Source organism: Rhodococcus cerastii (assembly GCF_033042195.1).
Taxonomy (GTDB): domain Bacteria; phylum Actinomycetota; class Actinomycetes; order Mycobacteriales; family Mycobacteriaceae; genus Rhodococcoides.
Map to the genome: position 1 here is coordinate 34935 of NZ_JAWLKF010000006.1, position 24687 is coordinate 59621.

Annotated in this window: 26 protein-coding genes; 14 read left to right on the forward strand and 12 right to left on the reverse strand. The window is 64.9% G+C overall.

The window, feature by feature from the left end; all coding sequences use genetic code 11:
* Nucleotides 1-41 precede the first annotated feature (41 nt).
* The 4 genes from R3P93_RS13055 to R3P93_RS13070 all read left to right on the forward strand — a co-directional run bounded on the left by R3P93_RS13055 (nt 42) and on the right by R3P93_RS13070 (nt 3209).
* Nucleotides 42-995, forward strand: coding sequence for a 1-phosphofructokinase family hexose kinase (locus R3P93_RS13055; RefSeq protein WP_068054270.1), 954 nt, complete (start codon nt 42-44; stop codon nt 993-995).
* Nucleotides 992-1741: a 5'/3'-nucleotidase SurE gene (surE, locus tag R3P93_RS13060; RefSeq protein WP_317533177.1), complete on the forward strand. Its 750-nt coding sequence runs from the start codon at nt 992-994 to the stop codon at nt 1739-1741. Before R3P93_RS13055 ends, surE begins: the two co-directional genes overlap by 4 nt.
* A gap of 87 nt (nt 1742-1828) precedes the next feature.
* A complete protein-coding gene (locus R3P93_RS13065) occupies nt 1829-2917 on the forward strand; it encodes a M4 family metallopeptidase (RefSeq protein WP_317533178.1) in 1089 nt (362 codons plus the stop codon).
* A gap of 10 nt (nt 2918-2927) precedes the next feature.
* Nucleotides 2928-3209, forward strand: a complete 282-nt coding sequence (locus tag R3P93_RS13070) for a protealysin inhibitor emfourin (RefSeq protein ID WP_082899002.1) — start codon at nt 2928-2930, stop codon at nt 3207-3209.
* Between the two features lie 47 nt (nt 3210-3256).
* Here R3P93_RS13070 and R3P93_RS13075 read toward each other — a convergent pair whose 3' ends face one another.
* From R3P93_RS13075 to R3P93_RS13085, 3 genes are read right to left on the reverse strand one after another with little or no spacing between them, the layout of a single operon-like run.
* Nucleotides 3257-3916 carry an NADPH-dependent F420 reductase gene (locus tag R3P93_RS13075; protein ID WP_068054262.1) on the reverse strand — a complete coding sequence of 220 codons (660 nt, stop codon included), beginning with the start codon at nt 3914-3916 and terminating at the stop codon, nt 3257-3259.
* A gap of 39 nt (nt 3917-3955) precedes the next feature.
* Complete coding sequence (locus R3P93_RS13080; protein WP_317533179.1) at nt 3956-5446, reverse strand: flavin-containing monooxygenase; 1491 nt, start codon at nt 5444-5446, stop codon at nt 3956-3958.
* Between the two features lie 26 nt (nt 5447-5472).
* Nucleotides 5473-6339: an SDR family oxidoreductase gene (locus R3P93_RS13085; RefSeq protein ID WP_094638655.1), complete on the reverse strand. Its 867-nt coding sequence runs from the start codon at nt 6337-6339 to the stop codon at nt 5473-5475.
* A gap of 73 nt (nt 6340-6412) precedes the next feature.
* Here R3P93_RS13085 and R3P93_RS13090 point away from each other — a divergent pair, with 73 nt between their 5' ends.
* A complete protein-coding gene (locus tag R3P93_RS13090) occupies nt 6413-7057 on the forward strand; it encodes a TetR/AcrR family transcriptional regulator (protein WP_068054255.1) in 645 nt (214 codons plus the stop codon).
* A gap of 23 nt (nt 7058-7080) precedes the next feature.
* Here the strand turns inward: R3P93_RS13090 and R3P93_RS13095 are convergent, their stop codons facing one another.
* A complete protein-coding gene (locus R3P93_RS13095; RefSeq protein WP_094669105.1) occupies nt 7081-8082 on the reverse strand; it encodes an EamA family transporter in 1002 nt (333 codons plus the stop codon).
* A 39-nt stretch (nt 8083-8121) separates the two neighbouring features.
* Between R3P93_RS13095 and R3P93_RS13100 the strand changes: the two genes are divergently transcribed.
* Together R3P93_RS13100 and R3P93_RS13105 are read left to right on the forward strand one after the other, a co-directional pair.
* Nucleotides 8122-8655 (forward strand): CGNR zinc finger domain-containing protein, encoded by a 534-nt coding sequence (locus tag R3P93_RS13100; protein WP_068054245.1) that lies wholly within the window; start codon nt 8122-8124, stop codon nt 8653-8655.
* A gap of 83 nt (nt 8656-8738) precedes the next feature.
* On the forward strand, nt 8739-9050 hold the full coding sequence (locus R3P93_RS13105; RefSeq protein WP_068284000.1) for a hypothetical protein: 312 nt from the start codon (nt 8739-8741) through the stop codon (nt 9048-9050).
* A 44-nt stretch (nt 9051-9094) separates the two neighbouring features.
* On the opposite strand, the gene R3P93_RS13110 is transcribed toward R3P93_RS13105, so the two are convergent.
* From R3P93_RS13110 to R3P93_RS13125, 4 genes are read right to left on the reverse strand one after another with little or no spacing between them, the layout of a single operon-like run.
* Nucleotides 9095-10546, reverse strand: a complete 1452-nt coding sequence (locus R3P93_RS13110) for an aldehyde dehydrogenase family protein (protein ID WP_317533180.1) — start codon at nt 10544-10546, stop codon at nt 9095-9097.
* A gap of 38 nt (nt 10547-10584) precedes the next feature.
* The gene (locus R3P93_RS13115) at nt 10585-12108 is read right to left on the reverse strand and encodes a carotenoid oxygenase family protein (RefSeq protein ID WP_317533181.1); all 1524 of its coding nucleotides are present in this window, start codon (nt 12106-12108) and stop codon (nt 10585-10587) included.
* Nucleotides 12101-13720, reverse strand: a complete 1620-nt coding sequence (locus R3P93_RS13120) for an FAD-dependent monooxygenase (protein ID WP_317533182.1) — start codon at nt 13718-13720, stop codon at nt 12101-12103. The genes R3P93_RS13115 and R3P93_RS13120 overlap by 8 nt, the downstream gene beginning before the upstream one ends.
* Before the next feature lie 59 nt (nt 13721-13779).
* Nucleotides 13780-14565: an IclR family transcriptional regulator gene (locus tag R3P93_RS13125; protein ID WP_317533183.1), complete on the reverse strand. Its 786-nt coding sequence runs from the start codon at nt 14563-14565 to the stop codon at nt 13780-13782.
* A 147-nt stretch (nt 14566-14712) separates the two neighbouring features.
* Here R3P93_RS13125 and R3P93_RS13130 point away from each other — a divergent pair, with 147 nt between their 5' ends.
* Genes R3P93_RS13130 through R3P93_RS13145 form a run of 4 tightly spaced genes read left to right on the forward strand, consistent with a single transcriptional unit; the run spans nt 14713 to nt 18569 of the window.
* A complete protein-coding gene (locus R3P93_RS13130; RefSeq protein WP_317533184.1) occupies nt 14713-16299 on the forward strand; it encodes an MFS transporter in 1587 nt (528 codons plus the stop codon).
* Between the two features lies 1 nt (nt 16300).
* Nucleotides 16301-16804 carry a DUF3237 domain-containing protein gene (locus R3P93_RS13135; RefSeq protein WP_317533185.1) on the forward strand — a complete coding sequence of 168 codons (504 nt, stop codon included), beginning with the start codon at nt 16301-16303 and terminating at the stop codon, nt 16802-16804.
* 1 nt (nt 16805) lies between these two features.
* The gene (locus R3P93_RS13140) at nt 16806-17738 is read left to right on the forward strand and encodes a VOC family protein (protein ID WP_317533186.1); all 933 of its coding nucleotides are present in this window, start codon (nt 16806-16808) and stop codon (nt 17736-17738) included.
* Between the two features lie 3 nt (nt 17739-17741).
* Nucleotides 17742-18569 (forward strand): fumarylacetoacetate hydrolase family protein, encoded by an 828-nt coding sequence (locus tag R3P93_RS13145; RefSeq protein ID WP_317533187.1) that lies wholly within the window; start codon nt 17742-17744, stop codon nt 18567-18569.
* A gap of 30 nt (nt 18570-18599) precedes the next feature.
* Here the strand turns inward: R3P93_RS13145 and R3P93_RS13150 are convergent, their stop codons facing one another.
* The 3 genes from R3P93_RS13150 to R3P93_RS13160 form a co-directional block, all read right to left on the reverse strand.
* A complete protein-coding gene (locus tag R3P93_RS13150) occupies nt 18600-19826 on the reverse strand; it encodes an AGE family epimerase/isomerase (protein ID WP_317533188.1) in 1227 nt (408 codons plus the stop codon).
* Nucleotides 19827-19866: 40 nt separating this feature from the next.
* A complete protein-coding gene (locus R3P93_RS13155) occupies nt 19867-20424 on the reverse strand; it encodes a dihydrofolate reductase family protein (RefSeq protein ID WP_317533189.1) in 558 nt (185 codons plus the stop codon).
* 69 nt (nt 20425-20493) lie between these two features.
* Entirely contained in the window at nt 20494-20904 is a 411-nt protein-coding gene (locus tag R3P93_RS13160) for a RidA family protein (protein ID WP_094687657.1), read from the reverse strand.
* Between the two features lie 81 nt (nt 20905-20985).
* On the opposite strand from R3P93_RS13160, the gene R3P93_RS13165 reads away from it, so the two are divergent.
* The 3 genes from R3P93_RS13165 to R3P93_RS13175 all read left to right on the forward strand — a co-directional run bounded on the left by R3P93_RS13165 (nt 20986) and on the right by R3P93_RS13175 (nt 23505).
* Entirely contained in the window at nt 20986-21354 is a 369-nt protein-coding gene (locus R3P93_RS13165) for a winged helix-turn-helix transcriptional regulator (RefSeq protein ID WP_094669097.1), read from the forward strand.
* Nucleotides 21355-21413: 59 nt separating this feature from the next.
* Nucleotides 21414-22445, forward strand: a complete 1032-nt coding sequence (locus tag R3P93_RS13170) for a DUF2087 domain-containing protein (protein WP_317533190.1) — start codon at nt 21414-21416, stop codon at nt 22443-22445.
* A gap of 109 nt (nt 22446-22554) precedes the next feature.
* Nucleotides 22555-23505, forward strand: coding sequence for a manganese catalase family protein (locus tag R3P93_RS13175; protein ID WP_068054204.1), 951 nt, complete (start codon nt 22555-22557; stop codon nt 23503-23505).
* Nucleotides 23506-23557: 52 nt separating this feature from the next.
* On the opposite strand, the gene R3P93_RS13180 is transcribed toward R3P93_RS13175, so the two are convergent.
* Nucleotides 23558-24649 carry a spore photoproduct lyase family protein gene (locus R3P93_RS13180; protein ID WP_394855300.1) on the reverse strand — a complete coding sequence of 364 codons (1092 nt, stop codon included), beginning with the start codon at nt 24647-24649 and terminating at the stop codon, nt 23558-23560.
* Nucleotides 24650-24687: the final 38 nt, after the last annotated feature.

Below are 24687 nucleotides of genomic sequence, written 5' to 3' on the forward strand. Positions count from 1 at the left end.
ACCAGCCGTTTCGGTCCTGACATATCGGGCATTCGCAGTCGATGCCTCCCTCCTCCGAATCCCTCAGTGCCCTCGTCTTCGCTCCGTCTCCGCTGTTGACGGTGACCCTCGACAAAGCTCCCAACGGCAACACCGAACTGCACGTGCACGCGGGTGGTCAGGGCCACTGGATCGCCCGGATGGCCACGGTGCTCGGTCTCGACGTCACACTGACGGGAGTGTTCGGCGGCGAGATCGGGGGCATTCTGCGCGACATCGTCGAGCGGGAGGGCATCTCCGTCGTCTCGGTCGACATCGGCCAGGAGAGCGGCTCGTACGTGCACGATCGCCGTAGCGGTGAGCGTGAAATCCTTGCCACGGTCGACCCGCCGCCCCTGGCCAGGCATGCGCTCGACGACCTGTTCAGCGCGGCACTCGCAGCCGGTGCCCGCAGCGACGTCGCCATCCTCGGCGGACCGCACGAAGAGGACATCGTCCCGCCCGAGGTGTACGAGCGGCTGTGCGCGGACCTCACCGCCCTGGGCAAGACGGTGGTGGCCGACCTGTCCGGGCCGACCATGATCGCTGCGCTCGCCGGCGGCCTCACGGTGCTCAAGGTCAGCCACGAGGACCTCATCGCCGACGGCCGGGCCGAGTCCGAGGACCCGGCGCACCTCATCGACTCGATGCGGAAGATGCACGACGACGGCGCGGAGATCGTCGTGATCTCGCGGGCCGGAGATCCAGCCCTGGCATTGGTGGACGGCGACGTGCTCGAAATTGTCACGCCGGGTCTACGCATGGTCGATCACCACGGAGCAGGCGATTCGATGAGTGCCGGCATCGCCGCAGGGCTCGCGCAGGGATTGTCGGTCCCGGAGGCGTTGCGTCTCGGCGGCGGCGCGGGCACGGCCAACGTCACCCGACGCGGCCTCGGCAGCGGGCGACGCGACCTGGTTCTCGGCCTGACCGAATCGGTGGAGGTTCGTCCGTACAAGAAGGCAGGCAAGAAATGAGAGCCCTGATCACCAACGACGACGGCGTGCACAGCGCGGGCATCGCCCTGCTCGCGCGAGTGGCTGTCGCTGCCGGTCTCGATGTCGTCGTCGCCGCGCCCCACGAGGAGCGCAGCGGGGCCAGCGCATCGTTGACCGGCATGGGCGTCGACGATCATCTGGGCGTCGCAGCGGTGGAGATCGACGGTCTGCCCGATGTCCCGGCGTACGCGGTGCAGGCGTCGCCTGCTCTGATCGCGTTCGTCGCCACCCGAGGAGCCTTCGGCGACGTGCCGGACCTGGTGCTCTCGGGCATCAACCACGGCCCCAATACCGGTGCAGCCGTTCTGCATTCGGGCACCGTCGGGGCCGCATTGACTGCGCTGACCCATGGAGTTCCGGCCATGGCCCTGTCGTCGATCGCCACCGAGCCTGCTCACTGGGACACCGCCGAGCACGTCGCACACCTCGCGGTGACGTGGATGGTGTCGCACGGACCGTCCGACGCCGTCGTCAACGTCAACATCCCGGACGTTCCACTGGCGGATCTGGCGGGGATCGTGCCGGCATCGCTCGCCCGCTACGGCGCGGTACAGGCCGAGATAGGCGATCGCGGGGAGGATTTCGTCACCGTTCGCTTCGACGAGATCCGAGCCGAGGACGACGATTCCGACGCCTCCCTGCTGGCCCGACACTGGGCGACCGTCACTGCGCTTCGTCCACCGAGCGAGGTGGACGGCGTCGACCTGTCCACGATGGGCGCGTGATCTCACCGACGAGACCGACTGTGTCGGTGCCCTCGGGCACACTGAAACCATCACCGCACATGCCACGGACCTAGGGGGTCACCGAGTATGACGTCAGTTCTCGATTCCGGATCATCGCGCAGCCAGCACTTCCACGGGGTTGTTCCACCGTTCCTGCTCGAAAGGCTCCAGGGTGCGGGCGCTCGCGCCACACTGCTCGCCGATCGTGAAATGCGTGCGGGACGCGAGGTGGTGCAGGCGCGCACCGCCATCGCTCCGCGCACCGGCGGCACGCTCGAACGCACGATCTCCGACGCGAAGTCCACCAGGGATCTCCCCGGCCAGCAGGTGCGCGCCGAGGGCGAGGAAGCAACCGGCGACGCTGCGACCGACGAGGCGTACGACGGTCTCGGGGCCACGTACGCATTCTTCGACGAGGTCTACGGCTACTCGAGTCTCGACGGCAGCGGCCTGCCCCTCGACGCGACGGTGCACTACGGGCAGGACTACGACAACGCGTTCTGGGACGGCTCGCGCATGGTGTTCGGCGACGGTGACGGCGAGGTGTTCGCTCGATTCACCGTCTCGCTCGGCGTCATCGCACACGAACTCGCGCACGGGTTCACGCAGTACACCACCCCGCTCGAATACAAGGACCAGGCCGGCGCGCTGAACGAGTCGATCTCCGATGTGTTCGGCGCACTGGTCGAGCAGTACACCGCCGGGCAGAACGCCGAGGACGCGTCCTGGCTGATCGGCGAAGGGCTGTTCCTTCCGGCCGTTCAGGGGAAAGCGTTGCGTTCTCTGCTCGAGCCCGGCACCGCGTACGACGACGACGTGCTCGGTAAGGATCCGCAGCCGGCCAGCATGGACGATTTCGTCGTCACCACCGAGGACGAGGGCGGTGTGCACATCAATTCGGGTATCCCGAACCGCGCGTTCGCCGTCGCCGCCACCACGCTGGGCGGTCCGGCCTGGGATCGCGTCGGGCAGGTGTGGTTCGACACGATGACGGTCGGCGGACTGTCTCCTACGATCGATTTCGCCGGCTTCGCGGCCGCCACGCTCGCCGCGGCGAACAAGCGGTACGGAGCCGGTTCCGACGTTGCCGAGGCTGTGTCGACCGGGTGGTCTACCGTGGGAGTTCGGACAACAGGGATCGAGTCCATACCGAGGCCGAGCGACGATCGGGTGTGATCGAGGGCAAATGAGCCTGCGCATCGAGGTACTGCGAACCGGCGGTGTCGCCGGTATGTCCAAGCGCGGAGTAGTCGAGACCGACGAGCCGGAATGGCAGTCGTTGGTCGAGGCCGCGCAGCCGTACATCGCCGATCAGCAGGCCACCGACTCGGCCGACTCGAATGCCCGCGACACGTTCGTCTGGAACGTGTCGGTGGGTGAGCACTCGTGCCGCGTCGGCGATTCGAACCTGACCGGACCACTACGCGACCTCGCGGAGCGCACTCTCCGCGAGGGCCGCGTCAAGTAGCTGTCGCGTCAGGTAGCTGTCGTGTCGGGTAGCAGGAGGAACCGAGCTCAGGCCTTCCACTCCGCACTGCGTTCTTCGGTCGCCTGCCCCATCGCCTCGACGAGGGCGTCGACTCCGAAGTCCTTGCCGTACGAGGGCGTTCCCGGCTGCTGACGCCACGACTGGGCGAGGGTGCCGCCGTCGACGGGGTCGAATCCGAGCTCGTCGATCACCGAGAACACGAGCTTCTTGGAATCCTCGTCGTCGCCTGCGATCGGCAGTGCGATACGACCGCTGGTACCGCTGGGCACACCCTTTTCCAACAGGTGCTTCCAGTAGATTCCGTTGAACGCCTTGATCACCGGCTCGCCGAGTTGCTGAGACACCCACACACTTTCGGGTGTACCACCCTCGATCTCCTCGATCAGCCCGTCCCGCTGCTGCGGGTAGTAGTTGTTGGTCTCGATGATCGGTGCCCCGGGCTTACGGGCACCGGCAATTCCCGGTGCCAGATCCGGCACGTTCTTCTGCGGAATGCTCAGAATCACCAGGTCTGCGTCCTGAGCCGCGTCGGCGGCCCACACTGCCGTCGCCCCGGTGTCCGCCGCCAGGTCTGCCAGGGTCTCCGGGTCACGTGAGTTGGAGAACCGAACCTCGTGACCGAGTGCCGTCAGGCGACGGACGAGAGTACCGCCGATGAATCCGCTTCCGATGATTCCAATTTTCATACTCGGAACCAACGCACGCCCGACCCCGAACAATTCCCGTCAGGATCCGACGGAGACCTTGGACCGGGGACGACCGAACTTCATGGCCTTGTCCACCACCTTGCCGTAGCGCAGCACCGGCAGGTCGCGGAAGTAGTTCATGCGCAGCTTCCACGGGGTCTCGCTGCCCTGTCTCGGGAAGTTGTCCACCGCCCGCAGCACGTACCCCGCCGCGAAATCGAGGAACGGTTCCTCGTCGATCGACGGGTCGCGTTCGAGCTCGACTGTGCTGTAGCCCTTCTCGTCCATGTGCGCCAGCAGTCGCATCACGTAGTTCGAGACCATGTCGGCCTTGAGCGTCCACGAGGCGTTGGTGTAACCGACGACGAAGGCGAAGTTGGGGATACCGGTGAGCATCATGCCCTTGTAGGCCATGGTGCTGGGCAGGTCGACATCCTTGCCGTCGACCCGGAACTGCGCACCGCCGAGAGCGGAAAGGTTCAATCCCGTTGCGGTGACGACGATATCGTCGTCGAGGTGCTGGCCCGACTTCAGCTTCAGGCCGGTCTCGGTGAACGTGTCGATGTGATCGGTGACGATCGAGACTTCGTCCTTGCGAATCGAACGGAACAGATCGTTGTCGGGCACCAGGCACAGGCGCTGATCCCACGGGTTGTAGGACGGGGTGAAGTGGGTGTCGAGGTCGAATCCCTTCGGCAACCACCCCTCCTGCATCGTCCGGATCCGCTTCTTCATGAACTCCGGGTACTTCTGGCTCAGCGTGTAGATCAACATGGCCATCGACACGTTCTTGAGCCGAGTGACGCTGTACGCCAACTTCTTCGGCAGCCGCTTACGTAGCGTCTGCGCAATCGGATCCTGTGACGGAAGCGAGAGGACGTAGCTGGGCGAGCGCTGCAGCAGCGTGACGTGCTCGGCGTCGCGAGCCAGGTTGGGAGCCAACGTGATTGCCGTTGCACCGCTACCGATCACGACGATCTTCTTGCCGGAGTAGTCCAGATCCTCGGGCCAGTGCTGCGGGTGGATCACCTGGCCGCCGAAATTCTCCTGCCCGGCGAACTCGGGGGTGAATCCCTTGTCGTAGTTGTAGTAGCCACTGCAGGAGAACACGAACGACGCGGTGATCGTGACTGTTTCGTCGGTATCGGTACGGTGCGCGGTCACCGTCCAGAACTGCTGTTCGGACGACCACTCGAGCGCGACGACCTTGTGATGGAACCGGATGTGCTTGTCGACACCCGCTTCCTGCGCGGTGTCGACGATGTAGTTGCGGATGTCGGTGCCGTCGGCGATGGATTTCTCACCCATCCACGGCTTGAAGCTGTATCCGAGGGTGTACATGTCGGAGTCGGAGCGAATCCCGGGGTAGCGGAACAGATCCCACGTTCCCCCGATCGCGCCGCGACTTTCGAGGATGGCGTAGGTCTTACCGGGCAGATCGTGCCCGAGGTGGCGCGCGGCCCCGATCCCGGACAGGCCGGCACCGATGATGAGAACGTCGACCTCGGGAGAGGGCAGTACGGCAGTCATGTCAGCGATTCCTTCGATGTCCGGTGTCAGCTGGTCTTGTTGCGAGCGCTCTCGGACCTGCCGAGGCGGGCTACTTCTTCGTCCATCTTCGGCAGGATCGTCGGCACGTGCTCGAGCATGCTGCGATCACCGACCCGCGAGGTGATGACGGCCTTGAACCACGACGCTGCGCCCACCCACCGCGGCACGTAGACGCGCCGCTTGCGCTTGGCCAGGCCGTCGACGAACGCGTCGACGCACTGCTCGACGGTCATCGTCTTACCCAGCGGGCCGGGCAGCACCGCGAGCAGATCCTGGAATGCGGTGAGATCGGACTTGGCGTCCTGCACCATCGGTGTGTCGATCCATGCCATGTGCGCAGAGCCGACATCGACACCTCGATAGTTGACCTCGAGCCGGAGGGCGTTCGCAAAGTGTTCTGCCGCAGCCTTACTGGCGTTGTACGCGGCCAGGCCGGGGCACGGGGTGAACGCCGCGAGCGAGGAGACGACGAGTACGTAGCCGTTGCGCTCGATGAGCGAAGGTAGGGCCGCGCGGACGGTGTTGAACACGCCCATCACGTTGATGTCCATGACGCGTTGGAACGTGGCGGGATCGACCTGCATGATCGATCCGTAGCTGGCGATGCCTGCGTTCGCCAGCACCAGATCGATGCCGCCGTACGCCTCGATTCCCCCGTCGACGGCGCGCTGCATGTCGTCGAGATTCCGCACGTCGGCAACGAATGCCGCTGCTTTCAGCTGGGTTGCGAGTTCCAGGAGGGGTGCCTCGTCGACGTCGACGAGAACCAGCTGGGCACCTCGGCCCGCCAGCGCACGTGCCGTTGCGGCACCGATTCCCCGTGCCGCTCCGGTGATCAGAACGACCTTGTTCCGCAGCGTCGACGCCGCCATCTGCTCCCCCTCGATCGGAATGCTTGTCTGCGAACACTTTGCATCTGATACCGAGCGGTGTCAAGATCTGTCTGTGACTACCCATCACAGCGAACCCGGCCGTACCTACCGAGGCGCCGACCCGCAGCAGCGGCAGCAGGAGCGTCGAATTCGCCTGCTCGACGCCGCCGTGAAGGTCTTCGGCACCACCGGCTACCGGACGGCAACCGTCGAGAAGGTGTGCAGCGAGGCCGGGCTGACCAAGCGCTACTTCTACGAGTCCTTCTCCAACAGCGAGGACTTGCTCATGGCCGCCTACGGCCGAGCGACCGACGCCATGCGCGAGAACATCCTGGCCGGTGCGCAGGCCGAGGCCGACTCCACCGAGCAGGTTCTCCGGGGAGCTCTCACCGGCTTCTTCACGTTCGTCGCCGAGAATCCTGAATCCGCGCGCATCGCCTTCGTCGAGATTCTCGGAGTCTCGCCCACCGTCGACGCGCTCTACCGCAAGACGACGACCTCGTTCTCCGAGACGGTGCTGCAGGTGGCCGAGGCCGCCGGATCCAGCCGCGGGCTCGCCGGGCCCAACCGTCGAACACTGGCGATGGGCCTGGTGGGCGCGGTCCTCACCATCGCCCAACAATGGCTGCTCTCTCCCGAACGCGAACCGCTGGACTCGGTGATCGCCAGCGCCCACACCATCCTCGCCGCCGTGGTGTTCGGACGCGTCGACAGCTGAGCTGCGATGTAGGACCTACAGGCTCACGGCCTACTCTGCAACGGCTCCACCGGCTCCTCCGCAGTGGCGCGTTCTCCTGATTTGACGACGACCACGCCGAGCAGAACCAGTGCGCCACCGGCCAATTGGACCGGTGCCGGTGCCTGCCCGAGCAGCAGCCACGCGAACACCAAGGCCGCAACGACCTCCATCAGACCCATGAACGACGCCAACCGCGACCCGAGGCGTCGGCCTGCCGCGATGCCGAGAACGTAGGCCAGCGCGGCGGTCACGACACCGAGGCCGATGATCGGCACCCACCACGGAACGACCGCATCGACGAAGGTGACGTCGGTGAGCGGAGCAGCGAACGGGACGATCCCGATGAGACCGGCGACCAGCAGGATGAGCCCACCCGTCAGCAGACCGGCTCCGGCGAGCACGATCGGCGGGAGGCCGTTGCTCTCGTCCGCCGACAGCACCCAGTACACGGCCGCACCGACCATCGAGCCCAGCGCCCACAGCACGCCGACCGAGTCCACGTCCGCACCGGAGATCAGATCGAGCACGAGCACGAGACCCATCGCGGCCAGCAGTGCGCCCACCACGGTCAGGCGACCGGGACGCTGCTGATGCCGGAACCACATCCACCCGATGACGGCCACGGGCGAGGTGAACTCGATCAGCAGCGCGACACCCACCTCCATGCGTCCGACGGCGTTGAAGAAGGCGAGCTGGCACCCTGCCACCGCGAAGGCACCGTAGGCGAGGAGCAGCTTCCAGTTCTTCGCCAGCAGGTTCCACCGCCCGCGCAACGCGAGGATCGACGGAATCAGCAGGACGGCTGCGGCGAGCAGAATTCGCGCGGTCACCGCGGCCCCGGCCGTCCAGCCTGCGTCGAGCAGGCCCGTGGCGAGTGAGCCGGAAAGCCCGAAGGACGCCGCGGAGAGCAGCGCGAAACCGAGTCCCGAGAGTCGACGCGACCGCGCGGCAGCATCGTGGGTGGCCGCGAGATCCGCATTCGCGTCATGAGTGTAAGCCGTCATGACATGTGACAGTAGGGACCGACTTGGTAAGGTGTCAATATGCTTTTTGCTCATGACGCGGAACTGTCACTGTTGGCGGCCGTGGCGTTGATCAATTCCGCCGAGGAGCCGGACACGCTGACCACCCGAGAGCAGCTCGCCGAGTTCTTCACCGAACAGGGCTACTCCGGCCGCTTCGACGGCGACGACGCCGAGCTCGAGGCCGTGAGAGCACTGCGCCCGACCCTGCGCGCGCTGCTCACCAGCAGCCGAGACGACGCCGTGGTCGAGGTGAACCGTCTGCTCGCCGAATCCTCGGCCCTGCCCAGACTGGTTCGTCACGGAGATCTCGACTGGCACATCCATGCCGTCGCCGACGACAGTCCGCTCGCGACCCGCATCGTCGTCGAGACCGCGATGTCCATGATCGACGTCATCCGAGCGGACGAGCTCTCGCGCTTCGACGTCTGCGCGGATCCGGACTGCAACGGGCTGGTCCTCGACCTCTCGCGCAACCGGTCCCGCCGGTTCTGCAGCACTACCTGCGGGAACCGAGCGGCCGTTGCCGCATACCGCGCGCGCAAGGCTCAGTGACGACGGCCACTGGGCAGTGCGGGGCTTAATCGGTCGGCTTTCGGGTATCCCCCGCTCCGAGCTGATCGAAAGGAATTGCCCCTATGGTCGAGAAAAGGCCTACCAAAACGAGCTGGGCCAGAGCTGTCGAGAACATGCTGGCCGTCATCTTGATCTTCGCCGGTATCGCCGCCGCAGGCGGTCTGATCGCCGCATTGGCGGGCGGCTTCGAAGGTTGGGCGATCGTCGCCGGAATCGCCGTGATCGTGTTGTTCGGTGCCGGATTCCTCGCGATTCGCGACGGCGCTCGACGACGAGCCCTCGAAACGAACACCGTCGTCTACGCCCCGGACAACACCGACCAGCTGTTCGACGTCGACCCGAACACCGGTGAGCGAACCCCGCACCGCGAGTAGCGCACTCGATGCGGGGCCGCTGCAGGTTCAGAAGCACTGTGACTTCAGAAGGGATACTTCTGAATGTCCGACTGCATCGTGACCCACTGCAGATCACAGAACGTCTCGAGGTTGACGGTGGTGCCGAAGTGTCCACCGGAACCCGATGCCTTGACCCCACCGAACGGCGCAACGGCCTCGTCGTCGATCGTTTGATCGTTGATGTGCACGGCACCGGAACGAATTCGGTCCGCCAGCTCGTAGGCCTTGAACGGGTTCGAGGTCAGAACAGCAACGGACAGGCCGTATTCCGAGGAATTGACGATGTCGATGGCCTCGTCGACGGTGCGGTACGTGGTGATGGGTGCGACCGGGCCGAATATCTCCTCGGTGAACGCGGGTGAATCCTTCGGCACGTTACCGAGCACGGTCGGTCGGTAGTAGAGCCCGTCGAAGGTTCCGCCTGCAGCCAGTTCGGCACCGGCCGTCACCGTGGCCTGCACGATGCTGTCGACTCGCTTGAGCTGGTTCTCGTCGATGATGGGCCCCAACGCATTCGACGGGTCGGTCGGATCTCCGACGGTGATGCGCGCGGCGATCTTCGCGAGTTCCGCCGTGTACTGCTCGGCGAGATGCTCGGGAACGAGGTGCCGACCCGACGCCATGCAGATCTGCCCCTGGTGCAGGAACGATCCCCACGCACCCGCCGACGCGGCGGCCTCGATGTCTGCATCGGGCAGCACGAGGAATGCGTTGTTCCCGCCGAGCTCGAGGTGGACCTTCTTGAGCAACGGCGCAGCGGCTTCCGCGATTCGGCGGCCGGCCGCGGTGGATCCGGTGAAGGAGATGCACGGCACGTCGGGGTGCGAGACGAGCGCCGCTCCCACGTCGGCACCCGAGGGCAGTACGTGCAACAGACCGTCCGGCAGGCCGGCCTCGGCGAGAATCTCGGCCAGGACCAGCCCACCCGAAATCGGAGTTCGTGGATCGGGTTTGAGCACTACGGCATTGCCGACGGCCAGAGCTGGCGCGACCGACCGCATCGACAATACCGCCGGGAAGTTGAACGGACTGATCACGCCGATGACGCCCATCGGAACGTATCGCCCTACCGAGAACCGGGACTTCGCGCTGCGCAGGACCTGCCCGTAGGGCTGGGACGCCAACGTGGCCGCCTCGGTCAGTTCGGCAAGGACCAAGCCGACCTCGGCCCCTGCCTTGCCGTGGCTGGATCCCGATTCGGGAATCAGCCACCGCGTCAGACGCTCGGGGTTCTGCTCGAGAATCGCTGCAGCCTTCGTCATGACCGATGCTCGCTCCGGGTAGGGCTTGGCGGCCCATTCTTGCTGCACACGTGCAGCTTTAGCGACAGCTCGATCGAGGTCCGCGACGTCCGCAGCACCGACGGTGGCCACGAGGGCCCCGTCGGCAGGAGCCGTCACGTCGAGGGTTCCACCGCCGCCGTCCAGCCATCCGCCGTCGAATATCTTCGCCGTCCACGCCAGTGTGTTCGCCATGTCAGTCCTGCTCTTTCATTCTCGGTGTTCTTTCTTCGTTACCGCTGGGCTGCGATCGCTGCGTCGAGCACCTCGGCCTCGGCCCAGGATCCGTGGAACGCGAACGGAACTCGGACGGGAAGCTTCACCCGCGCGAGAGGTTCGCGGGTGAACGCGTCGGCCTCGTGCACCAGCAGCTCGGAGAGTCCGGTCGCCGGATTCCACCACAGGGTCAGCAGATATCCGTCGTTCTCGCCGCTCGCTCCTCGACGCTGGACGAAGACCGGTTCGCTGGGGCTGGTCAATCCGTCGGGCCCTTCGAGCACGATGGTCTGGCCGGTGGAGAAGTCATGGCGCGCAAGCCCATCCGTCAGAGTCAGCGGAGACAGATCTCGAGTGGTGGCGAAGTAGCCGAAGCGATTCTCCTTGCCCAGCCACGCGTCGTTGATCTTCGGGAATTCACCCGCGATCCCGCTGTGCATGTGCTGGGTGGTCGTCCCGGTCGCGGTATCGAGCACGAACCGCCAGGCCATCGCGGGCGGAAACCAGGAGTGCGAGTCGATCGGCTCGTCCGAGTCGTCGGCCGGATTGCCCAGACGCGCGATGACGTGCAGATCCACCACGATTCCTGTGGCGGTTTCGTGCGCGTTGAAGAAGTGCGTCGGGGCCAGCATCAGGCCGGTGTCGTACCAGCTCACCTCATGGGTGCGACGGTCGAGCACGGCGAATCTGCTGCCGTTCGGCGTCGCCGATTCGTCCCAGAGCACGCCGGGTCGCCCCTCCATGATGCGGTCGAGGCGAAACTGGTTGGGCGAGATGAGGAAGATCGCGAGGTGTTCGCTCACGATGTAATCGTGAACCATTGCCGGGCACCCCATGTCGAAACCGAAGGAATCGACGACGGTGCCGCTGGTATCGGCCTCGTACCACGTCAGTCTCGGCCCGATGGCCGAGTAGAACAGCATGTTTCCGGTCGACGGTTCGATCTTGTAGTGCGCCGTGCACAGGATGTCGAGTGCACCACCGAAGTTGTACGTGCCCTGCGTATCGAGAGTTTCGGGGTGCATCGAATGCGGAAGTCCGCCTTCGTAGTACACCAGCAGATGGTCGGCGAACAGCCCGACGTTGGTATTGGCGACGCTCTTGGACGGCGGCGCGCCCGCGGGCAGATCTCGCTTGGCCTTGCCGGAGCCGTTGACGAAACCGCTGTACAGCGCTTCCCCGGCCTCCACCTCGATCTTCATGGTGTCGGTGTGCACCCACTTCATCCGGAACGACGCCTTACCGTCGCGGATGTAGGTGCCCGCGACGCCGCCATCGCCCTCCCACCAGTGGTAGCGGTCGGTGTCGAGTGGCTCGAAGCGTGGATTGTCGGCCACTCGGAACAGCGCGCCGGCGAGATCGTCGGGGAGTTTCCCGATGACCTCGAGGTCGAACGCCTCGGTCTCCTCGTGCCACGGCGCGAACGGCCCGTTGAGAAACTTGTTGGACGTGTTCCAGTCGACGTCCGCCTCGTGCCGCGGAGTCGGGGGCGCGGTGCGGCGGACCACTGTCGTCGGCAGCGGGGTGGGAAGTTCACGCATAGCTGATGCCTTTCGTCTCGATGTAGGACAGTTCGGAAGGACTCGCCGAAGTTCCGATCCACGACGCCACCGCGGCTCGAACGTCGTCACCGTCGTGCGGATGCCACGCGGCCGCAACGAAGCGGTCGGGCCGGATGAGCACGAATCTTCCGGTGTACGTCCGCATCTCGTCGTCCAGACCGCCGTCGACGTCGAGTAGAACGTTGATGCCGTCGATTCTCGGCACCGTGCGATCGGTGGGCACGGCGACCTCGACGGCGTGTAGGCCGCGCCCGATATCACGTGCGTGCGCCCATTCCGCCGTGTCGTGCACGTCGACTCCCACCAGCGCCCAACCGGTTCCGAGTATCTCGTCGAGCGGGCGGATGGTTCGGGTCGCCGAGTCGAAGGCCCGGGGCTGCCCGATGACGCTCCCGGTGTCGTCACCCGGGAGCACGAGCCCGTCGGCGAATCGGTACGGCGGACGATAGGCCATGGTCTCGAACCAGCGTCGCCCGTTCTCGGTGGCCAGTGCGGCCCGGACCAACTCGTCGCGCCTGGCCGCGATGCGAGGGTTGGTCGTCATCACCACGCGACCCAACCGCTCGGACGCGCGAACAACCGCGGCGGCGTGCGGGCCGCGCTCGGATTGGTATGTGGCCAGCACACTTTCATGCAGGCAACCGTCGAGCGCGCCGGCCAACTTCCACGTCAGGTTCGCGGCGTCACGAATGCCGGAGTTCAGACCCTGACCGGCGAACGGCGGCATCATGTGTGCGGCGTCGCCGAGCAGGAAGCAGCGCCCCAATTGCCATCGATCGGCTACGAGGCCGTGGAATCGATAGTTGACGGCTCGTTCGACCTGGGCGGGTGTGATCGGCCGGTAGCGCGAGACGAGTTTCTCGATGAGCTCGAACGGCGGCGCGTCGGTGGCCGTACCCTCCCCCTCGAACAGGCGGAATTCGTATCGACAGCGGCCACCGAGACCCGGCACCACCACGTGCGGCCTGCTCGGATCGGCGTGGTGCATGCCGTAGCGCTCTATGTGCGGGTCGCCGAGCGTGTCGACCACCAACCACAATTCCGGGTGGCTGCGTCCGATCATCCCGATACCGAGCAGGTTTCGGACGGTCGATCGTCCGCCGTCGCAACCGAGGAGGTAGCGGGCTCGCACCGTGCGTCCGCCCGCTTCGATGGCCACGGCGTCCGCGTCCTGCACGATCGACGTGACCTCGGTGTCGAACCGAACGGTGACATTGCGCGCCGTGTGCAGCGCTTCGGCCAGCACACGCTCGAGGTCCGGTTGCGCGAACGGGTTCTTGAACGGGTAGCCCAATCGGTAGGCGCTCTCCGCGCCGCCGTGGAACAGCGGTTCGTCGTCGAGTCCGTAGTAGCGGGTTCCGGTGCCGGGCACGACGATCGGCAGGATTCTGTCGATCACACCTGCCTGCTGATAGGTGCGCAGCGCCTCGTCGTCGATGCTGATCGCTTTGGGTTCGTCGCTCGTCGTCGAGCGCCGCTCGAGAACGACGACACGGAGCCCTCGTGCAGCGAGCAGCAGGCCCGCGGTCATCCCGACCGGACCGGCGCCGCAGATCGCTACGTCGTAGAGGGTGTCGAATCTCGTATCCACACCACCAACGTAGCGTGCATCACGTTAAATAGGAATGCTGTCCCATAAAATAGGACACGCTACGAACTGACGACGGCCAATCTCGTCGACAGCGTCTGCGCCGCGGCCCGCACTGCGGTGACGAGCACGTCGGTCCGGTCCTCCGGGACTCGACGCCTGATCGCGACGATGCTCAATGCCGCTGCCAACGAACCGGACTCGTCGAAGATCGGTGCGGCGATTCCCATCGCATCCGGATCCACCTCGGCGACAGTCAGGCCGTAGCCGGTGGTGCGGATCCGCTCGAGGCGATCGACGAGGCGATCGACGTCGGTCAACGTTCGATCGGTGAAGCGTTGCAGCTCGTGACGACCCAGAATCGAGCGGATTTCCTTCTCCGGCAACCAGGCCAACAGCGTCAGCGCCGACGCGCCGGCGTTGATGGGCAGTCGACTCCCCCGCTCGTAGCTCAGGCGCACCAGTTGCTTGGCTCCCTCACACCGCTCGATGCACACTGCCGTGTCGTCGACGAGCCTGGTGAGCAACACGGTTTCGCCCACCTCATCGGCAAGTTCGCGCATCACCGGTTGGGCGATCGTCGTCAATCCGTAACCGCGCCGGGCCAATCGAGCAAGTTCGAGTACCGCGACACCCAACCGAAAGCCGCCGTTGGGGGCTTCCTCGAGAAACGATGCGCCGACCAACGTCTGCAGATATCGATATGCCGTGGAGCGGGCACTGCCGAGAGCCTCGGCAACATCGTTCGCGCTGATCTGCAGCCGATCCTCGGTGAACATGCCCAGGATGATCAGCGCGCGGTCGGCCGTGCTGTTGCGTTCTCTGTATCCACTAGTTTCCGAAGCCATGTCGTCATCATAGTTCTGACTGTCAGGACTGCAGTGTCATCAAACGAACCAACACCCTTGACAGCTGTGATCCAGGCCATGAACACTGTCCTGTATTAAACAACAGCAGTCCTGCTTTACAGGACACGGCCTCCGGACGAGGAACACATGAAACCCACCCAACACACGCTGGATCGCGGCACGCTCATCGCCTGCTGCCTCGCGATCGGCGTCGCCCAGATGGGCGTCTCGCTCGCAGCGCCCATTCTCGGCGTGATCCAACGCGACCTCGGAGCGAGCGCTGCGGCGCTGGCCTGGATCCCGGCCGCGTTCATCCTTCCCACCGCCATCCTCGAGCTCAACTTCGGCGTGCTGGGCGACATGTTCGGCCGCAAGAGGCTGCTCGGCTGGGGCGGCGTGCTCGTCTTCGTCGGAGACGTCGTCGCCGGAACGTCGGGAACTCTGACGCAGCTGATCGCCGGGCAGGCCATCGCCGGACTCGGCGCTGCCGCAATCTTTCCCACGTCACTGGCCATGCTGGTCTCGGCAACCCCGGAACGTCAGGAACGAGCCCGCGCCCTGTCTCTCTGGGCGGTCAGCCTGGCGTTCGGTGCCATGATCGCCCCGCTGATCAGCGGCTTCGCCGCCGAACACTTCAGCTGGGGCTGGTCGTTCGCCATTCCCGCCGTGCTGGGTCTCGTCACCGCAGCCGTCAGCGCCGCGGTGATCGTCGACTCGCGTCATCCCGCCGGACGCGGACTCGACTGGCCCGGCCAGATCACCATCGCCGTCGCTTTGCTTGCGCTGCTGTACGCGGTGATCCAGGGCTCCGTGGACGGCTACTCGAGCCCCGTCATCGTGGGCACTTTCGTTCTCGCCGTAGCGTCGTTCGTCGCGTTCGTCATCAGCGAGCAGCGAGCCCGCACCCCGATGCTGAACCTCGCGCTCTTCCGTACGCCCGCCTTCGCGGCGGCCGCCCTGATCGGTTTGCTCGCGATGTTCGGGTTCATCGGAACCGCCTACGCACTCAGCGTGAAACTCGAAGCGATCCTGCACGTCAGCCCGCTGCAGGCAGCTCTACCGTTCGCCCTCATCCAAGCCGTACCGCTGCTCCTCACTCCGTTGCTCCCGCGCCTGTTGATGCGCGTCGCGGCCCGCACCCTGTTGGTCACCGGGCTTTCGGCACTGGCCATCGGTCAGATATGGATGGCTCAGCTACCGGGCGACTCCACCTCACTGCTCGCCATGACCGGCCCGATCCTGCTGCTCGGCACCGGATTCATCACCATGTTCACCGCACTGACGGCCGTCGCCGTCGGAGCCGTCGCCATCGACTACGCCGGAATGGCAAGCGCGGTCACCAGTCTCGTTCGCGAAACCGGCCAGAGCCTCGGCCCCGCGATCGTCAGCGCCGTGGCCTTCGGAGTTGCCGGAGCCACCCTCACCTCCAACCTGTCCGACGGTTCCCTCCCTCCCGAGGCGGTGGGCGTGGCCTCCGGCGTCGCCGAGCAGGGCGGACCGTTGGCGGTGGCCAACGCCGATCTCGGCCCGATCTCGGATCTCGTTGCACCGCTTGCCCGTACGGCCCTCGAAACCGGACTCGACATGGGAATCTACGTCTGTGCCGGGGCCACCGTCCTGGCTGCGCTCATCGCCCTCGTCATCCCCGGCGGAGCCCCGAAGGGCCTCGATGCGGCCCCGATCGATGCGGCAGCGTCACCTGCGGCCGGGCGACTGCTGCCGGCAGGTGAGTGAGATGTCCATGCCCACAATGAATCACGTCTTCACCCTCGACGTCGAGCTGGCTCCTCCGGTGGTCATCGGGCCGACCCCGCACGGAATGCGCCGGGTCATCCCGATCACCGGCGGCCGATTCCAGGGACCGGCCGGATCCGGAACGATCCTGCCCGGCGGTGCGGACTGGAACCTCGTACGCGCCGACGGCGTCACCCATCTGTGGGCTCGCTACACGATCGTCACCGACGACAACGTGCCCATCATGGTCACCAACGAGGGCTGGGGCACCCAGGACGACGCCACCATGGAGCGCATCTTCTCCGGCGGCGGTGCCGACGTCGACCGCTGGTACTGCTCGACCAACCCTCGATTCGAAGTGGCCGACCAAGAGTGGAACTGGTTGAACCACAGCGTGTTCGTCGGACACCTCTTGCCCCCGAGCCGCGGCGACCGGGTTCGGGTCACCGTCTACACCGACGCCCCCGTTCCCACCCCATCGACGCCCCGAAAGGCGGATCACTGACATGACCACTCCGACCAGGAACACACTGCAGGAAGGTGGTGCTGTGGGCACGCTGCGACAGACCGCCGTCTCGCACATCGGTTTCACCGTTCCCGACGTCGCCGCCACCGCCGACTTCTACGGCCGCACCGTCGGTCTGACGGTGCAGGAGGAACTCGCGAGCGGCGGCCTGCGCCTCGGCTGGGGCCTCGGACACCATGTTCTCGATCTGACCGAAGGTCCGAAAGGACTGTCTCACTACGGCTTCGAAGTCCGCGACTCCGACGGTATCGCCGGAATCACCGCGCGACTGAAGGACGCAGGCCACGATGTCGCGGATCTGGATCCGTCCGTGATCGACCATGCCGTCGGCGTACCGTCGGGCATCTCGGTGACCGACCCCGACGGCACGACGGTGCATTTCCACGGGCCGGTCGCGCGCCAGGGTGAGAACGCTGCCGATCCGGGACGACGCCCGATCAAGTTTCAGCACACCACTCTCGGCACCGACAACGTGGCGCAGATGGTCTCGTTCTTCGTCGACACCGTCGGGTTCCGCATCTCCGATCAGCTCGAGGACGGCAAGTTCGCGTGGTTACGCAGCGACCGCGATCACCACACCCTGGCCGTCGTCGAGAACGGCAACCCCGGCAATCTCGACCACTACTCCTACGACCTCGCCGAGTGGGAGGACTTCAAGTCCTGGTGCGATCGCCTCACCGAGATCGGCGTCGACGTCGTCTGGGGCCCGGGCCGTCACGGCCCCGGCAACAACCTGTTCGTCTTCTTCGACGATCTCGCCGGCAACCACATCGAGCTCTCGGCCGAGATGGAGAAGTTCCACGACGACCGAGCCACGTACGTGACGCGGCAGTGGCGTCCGGTACCCGCGTCGGTGAATCTGTGGGGCGGACAACTGGCGAGCTGGCGCAAGACGAGTGAGAGCGAGATCTGACCGATGGCCTACATCAGTTACGAGCACAACGACATTCGCGGAGTCGGCGAGGTCGACGGCGACACTCTGATTCCGCTGCAGGGCATCGACGCGATCGGACGGACCAGCTCGCTCGAGGCACTCGCCGGCGCGGATCGGCTGACCCAGGAGCGCCTGCCGATCTCGGACGTGCGGGTGCTCCCGGCGGTCACCGACCCGGCCCGAGTGATCTGTGTCGGCCTGAACTACCGCGACCACATCGCCGAAACCGGACGCGAGTTCCCCACGTATCCGGTGATGTTTCCCAAGTACGCCTCCAGTCTCATCGGGGCCTACGACGACATCGCCGTACCGCCGGAGAGTGCAGAGGTGGACTACGAGGGCGAGATGGCGGTGATCATCGGACGCTCCGGCCGGCGCATCACCGAGGAGAACGCGCTCGACCACGTTCTGGGCTACACCGTCGCCAACGACATCACGATGCGTGACTTCCAGTACAGGACGCACCAGTGGATGCAGGGAAAGGCATGGGACGCAAGCACTCCCCTCGGCCCCCGCATCATCTGCCCCGGCGAGGTGGACCTCGCGAGCTGCGGCATCCGCACCGTCGTCAACGGCGAGAAGGTACAGGAATCGGATCTGTCGCAGTTGCTGTTCACGGTGCCGAACTTGATCGCGACCATCTCCACGTTCACCGCCCTCGAGCCCGGTGACGTCATTCTCACCGGCACCCCCGGTGGCGTCGGATATCGCCGTAAGCCGCAGCTGTTGCTGAAGCCGGGCGATCACGTGAGCGTGGAGATCGACGGTGTCGGATCGGTCAGCAACAGACTGGTGGCGGAAGTGCTCTGAGGCTTGGTGCTCGGCTGTCTTTGATGGACGTCAGTGCGAATTGCGCTGCAGCACAGCCACCATGCTCGAACCCGGTTCGTATCGACTGATCCACGTCGCCTGGACGGCGTGGTAGAGATCGGGCTTGCCGCTCCACACCGTCGCGGCCGGACGATTGCTGCTGTCGAGTTCGTGATGCCAGGAGCCGTCGGCGCGGTCGAGGAAGTATTCGGCGGCGACATCCCACCAGGTGCGGTAGTCCTGCTCGTAGCGGTCTTCTCGGGTGTGGCGCGCGAGTGTCGCCGCCGCACCGATCGCCTCGCACAGCACCCAGTGCAGACGTTCGGTCACGACCGACTCCCCCGACCAGTCCGTGGTGTAGACGAATCCGGGCGTTGGCCCGGGTTGCCAGCCGTCGACCGCTGCGCGGTGGTAGAGCGCTCGGGCGGCGGCGATACGGTCGTGCCCGCTCGCATCGAGGCTTGCCTGCACGAGAAGCCGGGCCCACTCGAATCCATGGCCGACTGTGGCTCCGTAGGGCTTGAACTGGTTGGCGGTGTCGTCGCTGTTGTACTCGAGCTGCGGGATCCACTCGGCGGTGAAATGCTCCGGAACACGCCAGTCGTTCGCTTCGGCCCAGCGACATACGTTGTCGCAGATGCGCAGTGCCCGCTCGCGCCAGATCCGCGGTGCGCCGGCATCTGCAGCGGCCAGCAGTGCCTCGACCATGTGCATGTTGGCATTGATCCCGCGGTAGTCGTCGAGCACGGACCAGTCCGCAGTCCATGTGTCCGAACACATCCCGTGATGATCGTCCCAGAAACGACGTTCGACGGTATCAAGTGCCTCCTCGAGAAGCTGTCGGCCATGGGGGTGCCCCACTGCGGTAGCAGCCGACGCGGCAAGTACCACGAAGGCATGCGTGTAGGCCGATTTCACTGCTTCGGGCGAGAACGCGTCGGCACTGGACTCGAACCAACCACCGTTCGTGCTGTCTCGCAACGTCGTCAGTAATCCCTCGAACACCCGATCGGCTTTCCTCCGAGACCCCGGCCGTCCCAGCATCGAGGCGAGAAAGTGCACATGCGCCATCCGCGCGGTGATGTACGTATGGGCCGGATGATCGAGGTCGGGGTTCCCTCGGTCGTCCAACCACGCGGCACCACCGGCCGGGTGGTCGAGTGTGGTTCCGAAATCGAGAAGCCTCGACGATTCGGTGTCGAGCCACAACTGATGCGAGGGCAGCGTCAGCCAGCTGCGACCATCTCCGGTATCCATGTGTTCATTGTGCGCCCGACGAGAAAGCACCCGACGCCGGTCAGCGAGAGACGCTGTAGCGCAGGTACATCCATCCCGATACCGGGAAGAGCTTCTGTTCGGCGAGAACGAGGTCGAGGTGATGTCCCACCGGAAAGTAGGGCTTGCCACTGCCCAGGATCGTCGGCAGCAGGATGACCTCGAATTGATCGATCAGGTCGACCAGTGAGGCTGCCAAGGCTGCTCCTCCCACAGCCAGCGTTCCCTCGGTCTCCCGCTTGAGCCGCTCCACCTCGGCGATCGCGTCTGCGCTGCGCACCAGGCGGCAGCCGTCGGGAACGGAGTCGAGGGTGTCGGAGAAGACGATCCGGGGAGTGGCCTTGTACAGCTCGGCGAACTCCGCCTCTACTTCGTCGCCGTCGAGGCGTTCCGGATCTGTCCAGAAGTCATCCATGGCCTCGTACAGTCGGCGTCCGAACAGAAACGCAGCGGTCGCTTCGGTCTGCCGATTGGAGAATCGATGTGACTCCGCGTCGGGCACCGAGAAGTCGAGACTGCCCGCCGAGTCTTCGATGTAGCCGTCGAGGGAAACATGCATGTTGTAGGTCAGTATGGCCATGTCACTCCTGGGGTCGGTTGGATTCGAGAGTATGACTTCGACGGCCCCCGGAATTCACCGGCCAGCAGGTCAGTCCAGGATCGCGGTGGCCTCCACCTCGACGAGAACGTCGGGCTCGAACAGGTAGTCCACGCCGATCAGCGACGCAGGTGGCATCGGAGTAGGTAGTCCGATCTCCTCGACGACGCGGGTGACGCCGTCCATGAACTCACCGATCCGCTCCGGAGCCCAGTGCGTGACGTAGAACGTCAGCCGCAGGACGTCCTCGAATGTTGCTCCTGCACCGGCCAATCCGATCGCGGTGTTGCGCAGCGCCTGCGCCACCTGCCCGGCGAGGTCGTTCTCGGCGATCGCCGACCCGTCCTCGTTGCGCGCAATCTGACCGCTGACGTGGATATGTCGAGACCCCTGGCCCACTGCTACGTGGTGATACGGGGTGGGTTGCATCATGCCGGACGGGGTGAATCGAGTGACGCTCATGGAGTTCCTTTCGTGGTGACCGAATCGCGGTATAGCATTGATACTTGGTACACAAAGGACACTTCAAGGGAACCTGGTTTCATGACCGATACCGCCGATGCCGCTACAGAACTGACGATCAGTGCCCCTCACCGTGAGCTGTTGGATCAGGTACTGGACAAATGGTCACTTCAGGTGCTCAACGAACTGTGCGAGCGCCCCTGCCGATTCAACGATCTGCGCCGTGCAATTCCGGCGGTGACTCAGAAATCCCTCACCGCAACGCTGCGGAAGCTCGAACGCAACGGAATCATCGAACGCACGGTTCTCAGTACTCGCCCGGTGGCGGTGGAGTATCGAATGACGCAACTGGGCAAAACTCTTCGGGCACCCGTCGACGTGCTGTTGGCCTGGGCGGCCGCTCACATGCACGAAATCGACAGTGCACGAGAGCGATTCGACGCTCTCTGATCCGCTCACCGCAGCAGCGTGCTGCCCGAACGTTCGAGATCTCGGAGGAGAGGTACACCATGGCGAGCAATCCACAGCACTCCACCGCGCGCGCTGACGCGTTGCTGTCCGGCCTGGTTGCGATGCTGCAACCGAAGAAAGTGGTCACCGTGGGTGCCGGCAGCGCCGGAACCGCATTGTCGCGGGCTCTCGAATCGGCGGCACCCGAAGTCTCGCCCCAACTCTGGAACTTCGTCGCTAGTCCCAGCGAGTCGGTCACCGAGTCCTTGTTCGACTTGCCCCCTCGGGATCTGCACGACATCGGCCCATTCGACCTGGTCTGGATCGACGATGAATCCCTGGTGTCGAACGCACGGATCCTCCGTACTCTGTGGCCACACGTTGCGATGGGAGGCGTTGCCGCCGTAGAGAACTCGTTCTCTCCGGCCGGGTCGAATCCTCTGTGGAATGCCATTCTGCGTTTCGGTGCCGACGACATCGAGACCCTGACGCTTCCGGGAATCGGCCTTCTGAAGAAGCGATCGGAGCCCGTTCGCGAGGTCGATTTCACCGACGAGATGGTGTCCGCCACCGGGGTTCCGCTGCGGTTCGAGTCCATCGGCGTGCACGACGATGCGCCGCTGCTGGACCACGCGACCGGCGTGCTTCATGCTCTCGCGGATTCGGATCTTCGGGCGGTCCTCTTCGCGATCGGCAGTGGAGTCTCGACACTGGCTGCGCTGCAATCCCACACGTCACTGTCGGTCCGTGCGACACACAAAGCGATCGCACGCCTGCTGACCCTGTCGGTGGTGACCCGGGTGGACGATCGACTCGTTGTGGACGAGAACACCGTGAAGAGTTTTCGGAATCTTCCGCGCACGACGCCCCCACCGACCGACATGTCTCGGTACAGCCGGGACCGACCCGAATTTCTGAAGGCAATCGCACGCCAGCTGAGTACGACGGGATGGTCCTCGGAGCATCAGGTCAACGAATTGTGCAGCTTCTTCGGCGACGACTACGCGACATTGCGACGCGAGCTCGTCGACACCGGGTTTCTCGAGCGAAACAGCGCAGGTTCGATGTACCGGGCGCAGAGCAACGACTAGATCGCCTGCCCACGGCCATGCGGAGGGGGCCCAGGATTCGGACGACGGCGTTGCGGGCAACCACTGGGTGAGGGCAGCAAACTTTGCTGGTCGCCATTCGGAGGTTTCCATGTACCTGCACGTTCAGTCACTCATTCACGACATTGCCACCGACGAGCCCGATCCGGCCGCCGCGAACGCCCTTCAGGAGGGCCTCGGTGGACAGTTCGGCGAGATGCGCACGATGATGCAGTATCTGTTCCAGGCCATGAACTTTCGTGGGGCTGCGGCCAAGCCGTACCGCGATCTGATCCAGGGAATCGGCACCGAGGAGATCAGTCACGTCGAGCTCATCGGCACCACCATCTCACGGTTGCTGGACGGCTCGCCGCAGTACCAGGGCAAGCTGGAAGACCCGCTGGACACGCCCGGTGCGGGCGGAGCCACTCCGTTGAATCTCGCTCTGTCACAGGGCAATATCCACCACTACCTCGTCGGAGCACAGGGCGCACTGCCGGTCGACTCCGTCGGCAACCCGTGGAGCGGTAGCTACGTCTACAACTCCGGCAATCTGGTTCTCGACCTCATGTACAACCTGATGCTCGAGTCGACCGGCCGCCTCCAGAAATGCCGGATGTACGAGATGACCGCCAACAAGGCTGCGCGATCGACTATTTCGTACCTGATCGTGCGCGACCAGGCGCACGAGAACGGCTACGCGAAGGCCCTCGAAACCCTCGGCGTCGAGTGGAAGAAGACGCTGCCGATTCCGAAGACCAACGCCGAGAAGTTCCCGGAGGTCCAGAAATTGGTCGAACTCGGCCTGCAGAGCAAGCAGTACAGCTTCGACCTCACCGGGGCGTCCGAGGCCGGACGCATTTACCAGGGCATGTCGCCGTCCAAGGACGGCACCGACCTCGATGCCAGTGAGCAGGCCCCCGCCGGCGCTCCGATGAAGATCTCACCCGAGCGACTCGAGGAGTTCGCGCCCGGACTCGACACCGACCTCATGGAGCTCATTCAGCAGACGGCCGAGATGGAGATGGCAGATATCGACGCCACGTTCGGAAAGATGAAGTAACTCCTACGCTTTCGCAGCCCGACCTCCATCGCACGACGGAGGTCGGGCTTCGTCACGTCCAGTACAGCAGCTGCGCTTCGGGTAGGACTGATTCGAGTTCTTCCACGAACCACGTCCGCATTTCCGACATGGTGTCCTTCGGGTAGACGTACTTCACGCCACCGAACTTGTTTCTCTTTGCTGTGCGGGCACTTTCGTCCATCTCGAGCTTCGTCCCCGGGTACCAGCTCAACAGCACGTCCTTGCTCGACGGCGTGAATCGGTGGGTGATGATCTCGGCGGTCAGGTCCAGATCGGGAACGTCACCCAACGCCTCGGCGACATTCGAGAGAAGTCGGCCGTAATGCTCTCGCCACCCCGGGATGGGCATGATCGGAGCGATGGTGAGCCCCACTCGATATCCGGCCAGCGCAAGCTGCCGTAGCGCCTCGATTCGAGCAGGCATCCGCGCAGTTCCGCCCTCGAACCGATGAGCGATGTCATCGGCATTGACCGACAAGCGAACTCGGGTACGGCGTCGGTGGTCCAACGTCACCAACTCGGTGACGTCGTCGAATTTGGTCGTGAAGCGCAACGACACGTCATCGCCGTAATCCCCCGCGCCCACTCGACGAACGGCCTCGGCGAGGGATCCGGTCACATGCTCGATACCCAACGGATCCGTATAGCAGGACAACTCGAAGGTGGTTCCCTCGTGCCCACGTTCCTCGGTGCCGGAGGTGATCGTGCCGCGGCCTGCGTGGGTACCGATGCCGGACAGTACGTCGTCGATGTTGGCGAACACCCTGGTGATCGGCGGCCCGGACAACGACCCCGCCAGATAGCAGTACTGACAGTGGGCCGGGCATCCCTTCGCCAGATCGATACGCCAGTCGGCGCTCGGCGGAATCGGTTGTGGTTTCAGCACACTCGGTGGTGCGACCACCACGGCCATCGTCGTCTTGGCTCGCGCGTAGGTCTCTCGCTCGGTCTCGCCCCGTAGACCCGTCAGGCGGTCACCGGGCAGCACGTCGATCTCGGTCACACCGGCCGCTTCGCACCGTCGAACTATCTCCCCAGTGTGGGGAAGCTCCGATGCAGACCGCGTGATCAGGACGCGCGACGGCGTCCAGAGTCGAGTGGGTGCAGAGAGGGTGTCGTCCATTATCTGGAGTCAACGCCCGCACACGGTGGATCCTTCCC